Annotated in this window: 8 protein-coding genes and 1 pseudogene; 8 read left to right on the top strand and 1 reads right to left on the bottom strand. The window is 76.0% G+C overall.

The genetic code is table 11. The features are described 5' to 3' along the window. Positions 1–332: 332 nt before the first annotated feature. Positions 333–1,724 (top strand): annotated as a pseudogene (locus tag ABD994_RS29875) (RNA polymerase sigma factor); the annotation flags it as partial. Positions 1,725–1,843: 119 nt separating this feature from the next. Then, positions 1,844–2,878 carry a hypothetical protein gene (locus ABD994_RS29870; protein ID WP_345424840.1) on the top strand — a complete coding sequence of 345 codons (1,035 nt, stop codon included), beginning with the start codon at positions 1,844–1,846 and terminating at the stop codon, positions 2,876–2,878. A 183-nt stretch (positions 2,879–3,061) separates the two neighbouring features. Here ABD994_RS29870 and ABD994_RS29865 read toward each other — a convergent pair whose 3' ends face one another. Then, a complete protein-coding gene (locus ABD994_RS29865) occupies positions 3,062–4,543 on the bottom strand; it encodes an ArnT family glycosyltransferase (protein WP_345424837.1) in 1,482 nt (493 codons plus the stop codon). 140 nt (positions 4,544–4,683) lie between these two features. On the opposite strand from ABD994_RS29865, the gene ABD994_RS29860 reads away from it, so the two are divergent. The 6 genes from ABD994_RS29860 to ABD994_RS29835 all read left to right on the top strand — a co-directional run. Further along, positions 4,684–5,895: an Acg family FMN-binding oxidoreductase gene (locus ABD994_RS29860; RefSeq protein ID WP_345424835.1), complete on the top strand. Its 1,212-nt coding sequence runs from the start codon at positions 4,684–4,686 to the stop codon at positions 5,893–5,895. Next, positions 5,892–6,548 carry a hypothetical protein gene (locus ABD994_RS29855; RefSeq protein ID WP_345424832.1) on the top strand — a complete coding sequence of 219 codons (657 nt, stop codon included), beginning with the start codon at positions 5,892–5,894 and terminating at the stop codon, positions 6,546–6,548. The genes ABD994_RS29860 and ABD994_RS29855 overlap by 4 nt, the downstream gene beginning before the upstream one ends. Positions 6,549–6,619: 71 nt before the next feature. After that, on the top strand, positions 6,620–6,979 hold the full coding sequence (gene gvpJ, locus ABD994_RS29850) for a gas vesicle protein GvpJ (RefSeq protein ID WP_345424873.1): 360 nt from the start codon (positions 6,620–6,622) through the stop codon (positions 6,977–6,979). A gap of 20 nt (positions 6,980–6,999) precedes the next feature. Then, the gene (locus tag ABD994_RS29845) at positions 7,000–7,287 is read left to right on the top strand and encodes a hypothetical protein (RefSeq protein WP_345424829.1); all 288 of its coding nucleotides are present in this window, start codon (positions 7,000–7,002) and stop codon (positions 7,285–7,287) included. 49 nt (positions 7,288–7,336) lie between these two features. Next, complete coding sequence (locus ABD994_RS29840; protein WP_345424826.1) at positions 7,337–8,110, top strand: inositol monophosphatase family protein; 774 nt, start codon at positions 7,337–7,339, stop codon at positions 8,108–8,110. Positions 8,111–8,149: 39 nt separating this feature from the next. Beyond that, positions 8,150–9,241 (top strand): ATP-binding protein (locus ABD994_RS29835; RefSeq protein WP_345424823.1); only part of this gene is annotated, 1,092 nt, incomplete at its 3' end.

Raw genomic sequence — 9,241 nt, 5'->3', positions numbered from 1 at the left:
GGAGCTCGACCATCGAGCCGGAGACGGAGCGGAGCGGAGCTCGACCATCGAGCCGGAGACGGAGCGGAGCGGAGCTCGACCATCGAGCCGGCGACGCCCCGGTGGTCGCGCTCCGCAGTGGTCGGAATCGGTTCCGCTACCCCCACCGGGCCCGATGTCCACGGTGTCGGGGCTGTGAGGTGCGACGGGGAGTGCCGACGCTCGTTACAATGGAGCGCGAGCCGAGGCGGGGCGCCGGGGAACACCACCATCACCGGTGACCTCACGCGCCGGCCTCGCGTCCGGGTGGCCCGCCGGCGGCCCGGGCTCGTCGATCCGAGCATCGCCGTGCAGCCGTTCGTCACGAAAGGTCGTCTGTGGCAGCCGCAAAGTCCGCAACCCGCCGCCGCGCCGCCGACGCGGCCGACACCGATCCGACCGCCCCGGGCGGCCCGGTCGGCGTGGTCGCCGCGCCCGAGGACGCGCCGGCGCCGGCGAAGAAGGCCGCGCGCTCGGCGAAGGGCGGCAAGAAGCCGGCGAAGGGCGCGAAGGCCACCACCACCGAGGCGCCCGAGGGCGCGGAGGAGATCGAGGGCGACGGGCCGGAGGGGGCCGACCTCGAGGGCCTCGAGGGCGCCGAGCTGGAGGCCGCGGGCACCGAGGAGCTCTCGGAGGAGGTCGTCGTGCTCGGGGCCGAGGTGGTCGAGGCCGCCGAGGTCGAGACCGAGGAGCCCTCCGAGGAGGACAAGAAGTCCGGCGACTTCGTCTGGGACGAGGAGGAGTCCGAGGCGCTGCGCCAGGCGCGCAAGGACGCCGAGCTCACCGCGTCCGCCGACTCGGTCCGCGCCTACCTCAAGCAGATCGGCAAGGTGGCGCTGCTCAACGCCGAGGAGGAGGTCGAGCTCGCCAAGCGCATCGAGGCCGGCCTCTACGCCTCCGAGCGGCTGCGCAAGGTCGCCGAGGCCCAGCAGGAGCTCGCGACGCAGATGCGGCGCGACCTGCGGTGGATCGTCCGCGACGGTGAGCGCGCCAAGTCCCACCTGCTCGAGGCGAACCTCCGCCTCGTCGTCTCGCTGGCCAAGCGCTACACCGGCCGCGGCATGGCGTTCCTGGACCTCATCCAGGAGGGCAACCTCGGTCTGATCCGTGCGGTCGAGAAGTTCGACTACACGAAGGGCTACAAGTTCTCGACCTACGCGACGTGGTGGATCCGCCAGGCCATCACCCGCGCGATGGCCGACCAGGCGCGCACCATCCGCATCCCGGTGCACATGGTCGAGGTCATCAACAAGCTCGGCCGCATCCAGCGCGAGCTGCTCCAGGACCTGGGCCGCGAGCCCACCCCGGAGGAGCTGGCCAAGGAGATGGACATCACGCCGGACAAGGTGCTGGAGATCCAGCAGTACGCCCGGGAGCCCATCAGCCTCGACCAGACCATCGGCGACGAGGGCGACTCCCAGCTCGGCGACTTCATCGAGGACTCCGAGGCGGTCGTCGCCGTCGACGCGGTGTCGTTCACGCTGCTGCAGGACCAGCTGCAGTCGGTCCTCGCGACGCTCTCCGAGCGCGAGGCGGGCGTCGTCCGCCTGCGCTTCGGCCTCACCGACGGCCAGCCGCGCACCCTCGACGAGATCGGCCAGGTCTACGGCGTGACGCGCGAGCGCATCCGCCAGATCGAGTCGAAGACGATGTCGAAGCTGCGCCACCCGTCGCGCTCGCAGGTCCTGCGCGACTACCTGGACTAGGACGGCCTCGACCGACGGCCCCCGGAGCTTCGGCTCCGGGGGCCGTCGTCGTTCGGCACCCGCCGGCACGACCGGGACGGACGAGGACGGAGTCGATGGAGAGCGATCAGGTCTTCACGGTGCACGGCTCGACGGCCGAGAGAGCCACCAAGGTCTCGCTCGGCGCGCACTTCCTCCACGAGCGGGGAGACCTCCAGGAATGGGTGAAGAAGCACCCGGAACTGCTCGGCGAGGAACTCCTCGTCGTCACCGAGGAGTTCGACCGATGGCGAACGGCCTCCGGGGATCGAGCGGCCGATCGCCTCGACATCCTCGCCCTCGACCGCACGGGTCGCCTTGTCGTGGCCGAGCTCAAGCGGCACCGCGCGCCGGACACCGTCCTCGTACAGGCACTCAACTACGCGGCCATGGCCTCGCGCTTCACCGTCGACGAGCTCGTTGAAGCGCACTCTCGCTTCCTTGTCGAGCAGGGCGTTCGGCCACCCGACGGCAGCGACCCACTCGACCACGCTCGCGCTCACCTCGAGGGTTGGGCCCAGGAGTTGTCCGACACGACCCTCGGGCCGCCCCGCATCGTGCTCGTGGCCGAGGACTTCGGAGCCGTCCTCACCAACACATCGATGTTCCTGCTCGAGCAGGGGATGGACCTCCGGCTCGTGCGGCTCGGGTTGCACGAGCTACCGGGTTCGACGCTGGCGCTGACGACCTCCCAGGTCCTCCCGGTGCAGCGCGCCGAGGATTTCATGATCCGACCCGGGTCGACGCCTGCTCGTCGCACGAACACCGGGGTCGCAGCCCGCCGCGGACCGATCATCGACCGCCTGGTCGACGCCGGGGCCCTGGAGGAGGGCGCCCCGCTGTCGATCGTCGTGCCGCCCGTGAAGAACCTGGACCGACTGGAGATCCAGCGATGGCTGGACCAGGACCCGGCACGGTCCCGAGTGCGCTGGCGGAACGACCGCGAGAAGCCGTTCGTGTGGGAGGGCGACGGATTCGCCTGGGCGATGAAACCGCTGATCCGTGAGATCGTCCGCCGGGCCACGGGCGTCGAGGGCGACGTGTGGGGACCCAACTGGTACCTCACCGGGGACGGTCGGGCGCTCAACAAGATCGCCGAGGACGTCTCGAGGGCCGACCAGGGTGACGACTCGTGATCACCGCGCCCGGACGGTCGATGTCGATCTCCACCGTGACCGCACGGGCGTGGTGATCTCCCGATCCTGAGATGACGGGCTCCTCGGGCACGGGCGGGGCGCCGCCTCCGGTGATCGGGGGCGCTCCATCCACATCGCGAAGCGGGTCCGCGCGGACCGTGCGCCCCTGATCTCCCTGACCCTTCACGCCAACCGGCGCACCTGCGGCCACAGCGCGGCCCAGGTGTCGCGGCGGCCGGTGGCGATCCACACCGGCGCGCCGCGCTCGTCGTTCGGCACCCCGGCCGCGTTGTCGATCCGCGCGACGGGCCGCACGTCGGTGAACCACCGCCGCAGGGTGGCCTCGTCGTACCCGAGGACGATCACGGTCGTCGCGGACTCGGGCGGCGGGCCCCAGTCGGCGTAGCTGTTCTGCCCGCTGTAGGCCGGCGGGAGCCCCGGCCCGAGGACCGCGACCGCCCCGGCCTCGCCGTAGTTCCGCCCCAGCACCACCGTGCTGCGCTGTTGGTCGGGCGGCACGAGCCGGGTCGCCGCGGCGACGGTGCCGACCAGCTCGGGCCAGCCGACCGTCTCCGGGGCGATCGGCGACACCGCCGCCTGCGGGCTGCCCGCCAACGCCGTCGCCGGGATCAGCGGCAGCACCAGCCACGCCACGACGACGACGTTCACGGCCAGCACCGCCGTCACGACCCGCGGCCGCCACCGCGCCCGGCGCACCCACGCCACCACGGGCGCCGCACCGGCCGCGAGCAGGACCGGGTAGGCCCCGGCCAGGTAGTAGTGCTTGCCGCCCGCCACGAGCAGCGCCACGAACAGCACCGCGTAGGTGATGGCGAACGCCCGGGCCGACCGGACCGCCGGGTCGCGGGCCAGCCGCCACAGCCCCGCGACCCACACCGGCACGAGGAACGGGCTGACCTCGATGAGCTGGAAGAGCGGGAACGTCCAGCGGGGCTCGCTGCCGCCGTTGCCGACGGTCGCGACCTGGCGGGCGAAGGCCAGCTGCGGCCAGCCGTGCGTGGCCTGCCAGACGAGGTACGGCGCCCAGACGGCCAGGGCGAGCAACGCCGCGGCGCCCAGCCACGGGTCGCGGAAGACCCGCCGTGGCCCAACGGCCAGCACCCCGAGCGCCGCCGCGCCGAGCAGGGTCGCGACGAGGGATTTGTCCAGCAGGCCGACCCCGGCGACGGCGCCGACGGCGAGCCAGGCCGGTCCCCCGTCGCGCAGGGCGCGCACGAGCAGCCAGGACAGCAGCGTCCAGGCGAGCAGGTCGAGCGTGCTCGTGGAGAGCATGTGCCCCGTGGCCAGCGGGAACGCCGCGCCGGCCAGACAGGCCGCGGCCACGGCGGCCGCGACGCGGTCGCCGCCGAGCTCGCGGGCCATCCGCCCGGTGACGACGACGCTCAACCCGGTCGCGAGCGCCGGCACGACGCGCAGCGCCGTCGGCGAGACCCCGAACAGCGCCTCCTGCGCCCGCGCGAGCCAGGGCGTCAGCGGCGGGTTGTCGACGTAGCCCCACGCGGGGTGCCGACCCGAGACGAGGTAGTAGAACTCGTCGCGGTGGAAACCGTAGCGCCCGGACACGGCCAGCAGGAGCACCGTCACCGCGAGCCCGATCAGCAGCGGCGCCGCCCGCAGCAGCCGGTCCCGCGCGGTGTCGGTCACGGTGGCGACGATGCCAGGGGGCCGCCGACGGGACGCGGCCGGAACCGTGACCGTTCCGCCGACGGGTCGTGACCGCCGCCCGGCACGGTCGGCGCGGCCCGGTGCTCCGCCGGGCGGCCGCACGGCGAGAGGGGGCGCCCGTGGTCTCCACCGAACAGGACTGGCGCGAGCAGGGGGACGCACCGGACCCGGCGACCGTCGGCCGTCGCCGGGTGCTGCAGGCCCTCGGCGCGGCGACCGGTGTCGCCGCGGTGGCCGCCACGGGCCTGCTCAGCTACCGCGCCTACGACGCGGCGGTGCTCGATCCCGGCGGCGGGGCCGCCCACGACCCGTGGCGGGACTGGCGGGCCGTCCCCGGACCGCTGGGGGCCGTCGGGGCGGCGGTCCTCGCCGCGAGCCCGCACAACACCCAGCCGTGGCGCTTCGCCGTCGCCCCCGACGCGATCGACGTGTTCGCCGACCCGGCCCGCGGGACCGGCTCCGTCGACCCCTTCGGGCGCGAGCGGGACGTCGGGCTGGGGTGCGCGCTGGAGAACCTGGTGCTCGCCTGCCCGCCCCGGGGTCTCGCGCCGACCGTGGCCCTCCTGCCCGACGGCGGCGGCGACCGCGTCGCGCACGTGGCGCTCGCGCCCGCGGAGCCCGGCGCCGACCCGCTGTACGAGGTGATCGACCGGCGGCACACCGACCGCGGCCCGTTCCGGCCCGCGCCGCTCCCGCCGGAGACCCTCGACGCCCTGTCCGGCCCGGATCCCGGCGGCAGCGGCCCGGCCGTGCACTGGATCGCCGGATCGGCGGCGCGGGACGCGCTCGGCCGCCTGCTCGTGGACGCGGCCGAGGCCCTCGTCGCGGACACCGGACAGTCGATCGACAACTTCGCGTGGTTCCGCGCGACCCACGACGAGGAGGAGCGGTACCGGGACGGGCTGGTGCTCGACGGGCAGGGTTTCTCACCGCTCGAGCTCGGGGTGGCGAAGCTGCTCCCACCGTCCTCCCGCGCCGACGGCGACCGGTTCTGGGTGGGCCGGACGCGCGACGTCCACACCGCGACGGCCGCGGCCTACGGCGTCGTCACGCTGGGGCAGGGCAGCCGGGCCGCGGTCCTCGACGCCGGGCGCCTCCTGCAGCGGATCCACCTGCGGGCGACCGCGGCGGGGATCTCGCTGCACCACATGAACCAGATCACCGAGCGCCTCGACCGCGAGGTGACCACGGGCGCGACCTCGGACCTCGGGCCGCGGCTCGCCGCGCTCCTGCCCGCGGGACGCCGGCCCGTCCTCGTCTTCCGCGTCGGGTGGCCGGTCCGCCCCGCACGCCCCACACCGCGCCGCCCCGTGACGGCGGTGATCGCGTGACGGCGACGTGGGCCGGCCGCCTCGGGAGCGCGGGGGCCCTGCTGCTCGTCGCCGCAGGTGTTGTCCAGGTCGTGGCCGGTCGAACGGTCCCGGCGTGGACGGGCGACAAGGCCTTCCCGGTCCCGCTGGGTCTGCTGACGGTCGCGCTCGGCGGCCTGGCGCTGCTCGCGGCGCGGCGGGCCGGACGCCAGCAGCAGTCCCCTGCGGCGCGGGCCGTCGCCGCGCTCGGCACGGCCGGCCCCGGCCTGCTGTGCCTGAGCACCGTCGGGCGGCTGGCCTGGATCCCGGCCGTGCTGCTCGTCGCCGCGGCGCTGCTCGCGGTGGGCACCGAGTGGCGCGGCGTGGCCGCCGCCGTCGCCGGGCACCGGTGGCGCGTCCTGCTCGGCGCACTGGGCTGCTGCCAGTGGCTCGTGGCGGCCGCCGCGGCGCCGGTGCCGACGGTCGCGGCGGTCGCGGGCGGCGCCGCGCTGCTCGTGGCGGCGGTCCTCCCGCGGCCGCGCCCGGCCGTCCTCGCGGTGCTCGTCGCCGTCGGCGTCGTCCCGCTGGCGCTCGTCGGATGGGCCGGCGTCGTCCCGCTCGTCGTGGCGCTGGTGGCCCTGCCCGTCGCGGTCGGCGTCGCGCGGGCGGCGGCCGGGCGTGGGGTCTCCGTCTGACGTACGTCGGCGGCCGTACGGACGATGGTCGTGATCAGTACGAGCTTCCTAGACTCCACGCCGTGGCGACCGTGCAGCGTTCCCCGCAGGGCGGCCTCGCCGAGGTGCTCGACCTGATCCTCGACAAGGGTCTGGTGATCGACGTCTTCGCGAAGATCTCCCTGGTCGGGATCGAGATCGTGACGGTCGACGCGCGCATCGTGGTGGCCAGCGTCGACACCTACCTGCGCTTCGCCGAGGCCACCAACCGTCTCGACCTGCACGAGAAGGGCGGCAAGGGGCTGGCCGAGCTGCCGGGGCACCTCACCGAGAAGACGATGCACGGCGGGGCCAAGGGGATCACCAAGGGTGTGCTCGACGCCGGCCACGAGACGTGGCGCGAGCTGCGCGAGGAGCGGCGGGAGAAGAAGCGGCGCAAGCGCGGCGAGTAGCGCCTGACATGCTGGCGCCCGTGCAGCCCGATCCCGTCCCCCACACCGCCGGCACCGACCCCGCCGAGGTCCACCGCCGCTCGGTGGCCCTCATCCAGGGCATGGACGCCGGCGACCTGGAGGCGGTCGGGCGGCTGCTGGCCGAGCTGGGCGGGCCCGAGGAGTTCGCCGCGCAGGTCGTGAGCCTGGCCAGCCTGGCCCGGCTGCTGCTCGACCAGCGCGAGGACACCGCGCCGGGCGCCGAGGACGCGCGCGCCACGGTGCTGCACGAGCTCGCCGGCGTCCTCACCGCCGCCGAGGACGCGTGAGCGACCCTCCCGTCCGGTGGGCCCCGGAGTCGTCGGGGAGGATCGGGGCGTGAGCGCCGCCGAGACGACCGCCGACCCGACCGTCGCCGAGGACGCCGCGCTGGCCCGCGAGCTCGCGGACGCGACCGGGGCGCTGCTGCTGGAGCTCCGCGACGACACCGCACCGGGCCGGGATCGCGAGTACCGCGGCGACGCCGACGCCCACGACTTCCTGGTCGGCGCCCTCGCCCGCCACCGCCCCGGCGACGCCGTGCTCTCCGAGGAGGGCACGCAGGACCCGGCCCCGCGCCGCGGCGCGCACCGGCTCTGGATCGTCGACCCGCTCGACGGCTCGAGCGGGTACGGCCGGGGCGGCGACGAGTGGGGCGTGCACGTCGCGCTCGTGGTCGACGGGACGCTCGTCGCCGGCGCGGTGGCCCTGCCCGCGCGCGGCGAGGTGGTCGACTCCGACACCGTCCCGCCCGTCGAGGACACCCCCGTCGACCCCGAGCGGGGCCTGACGGTCACCGTGAGCCGCTCCCGGCCGCCGTCGGAGCTGCGGCGGCTGGCGGCGGCGTTCCCGGTGCGGACGGTCGCGATGTCGGCGGCCGGGGTGAAGACGCTCGCGGTGGTCGACGGCCGCGTCGACGCCTACCTGCACTCCGGCGGGCAGTACGAGTGGGACAACGCGGCGCCGGCCGCCGTCGCCCAGGGTGCCGGGCTGCGCGTCACGCGGCTCGACGGCCGGCCGCTGCCCTTCGGCGCCGACGACCCGTACTCCCCGGACCTGCTCGTCGCGCGGCCCGCCGTGCACGCGGCGATCCTCGAGGTGCTCGGGGGCTGAGCGCTTCCGCTCCCCCGGTCGGCCGTCCACGATGCTCCCGTGAACGGCGTGCACGGCCGGGACGCGGAGCTCGCGGCGGTCGACGCCGTCCTCGACGGGCTCCCAGCGACGCTCGCGCTGTCCGGGCCGCCCGGCTCGGGGGTCTCGACGGTGTGGGCCGTCGCCGTGCGCCGGGCGCGCGAGCGGGGCGTGCTGGTCGTCACCGCGCGCCCGACGGCGGCCGAGTCCGGGCTGGCCCACGGTGTCCTCGCCGACCTGCTCCCGGGCCTGCCGCCGGCCGACGAGCTCCCGGCGCCCCAGCGCCGCGCGGTCGACGCGGTCCTCCTGCGGGCGGCCCCGGGCGAGGACGTCGACGCGCGCACGGTGGGCAGCGCCCTGGTCGCCCTGCTGACGCGGGCCGCGGCGGGCGGGCCCGTGCTCGTCGCGGTGGACGACGCCGACCTCGTCGACCCCTCCAGCGCCGCCGCGCTCGCGTTCGCGCTACGCCGCACCGCGGGGCCGGTGGGCGTGCTCGCGGGCGTCACGACCGACCGGGAGGCCCCGCCGCCGGCCTGGGTCGCCGCGCGGGGGGACGTCACCACGGTCGCGCTCGGCGGGTTGTCGGCGTCGGCCCTGCACCGCCTCCTGCGCGAGCGCACCGGCACCGCCCTGCCCCGCCCGGCCCTCGAGCGCCTCGCCCGCGCCTCGGGCGGGCGCCCGCTCTACGCCCTGGAGCTCGCGCGGGCCGTGGTCGACGGGCCGTTGCCACCGTCCCTCGGCGCGCTGGTGGCCGACCGGGTCGCCCGCCTCGCCCCGGCGACGCTGGAGGCGTTGTTGCTGGTCGCGCTCGCGGGCGAGCCGACCGTCGCGCTCCTGCGCCGCGCCGGCGCCGACCCGGCGGACCTCCTGCCCGCCGAGGCCGACGGGCTGGTGGAGCTCGCAGGCGAGCGGATCGTGATCGAGCACCCCCTCGTCGCGGCGGCCGTCGCCGGGCACGCGGGCCCGGGCCGCCGCCGCGCGGCCCACCGGTGCCGCGCCGACGTCGTGGCGCACCCGGAGGACCGCGCGCGGCACCGGGAGCTGGGCAGCCTCGGCGGCGACGACGCCCTGCTCGCGGTGCTCGACCAGGCCGCCGCGGGCGCCCGCGCGGTG

Source organism: Actinomycetospora chlora, assembly GCF_039542135.1.
Taxonomy (GTDB): domain Bacteria; phylum Actinomycetota; class Actinomycetes; order Mycobacteriales; family Pseudonocardiaceae; genus Actinomycetospora; species Actinomycetospora chlora.
The sequence above is the reverse complement of the archived record's forward strand: the minus strand, read 5'-3'. Positions and strand labels throughout refer to the sequence as shown.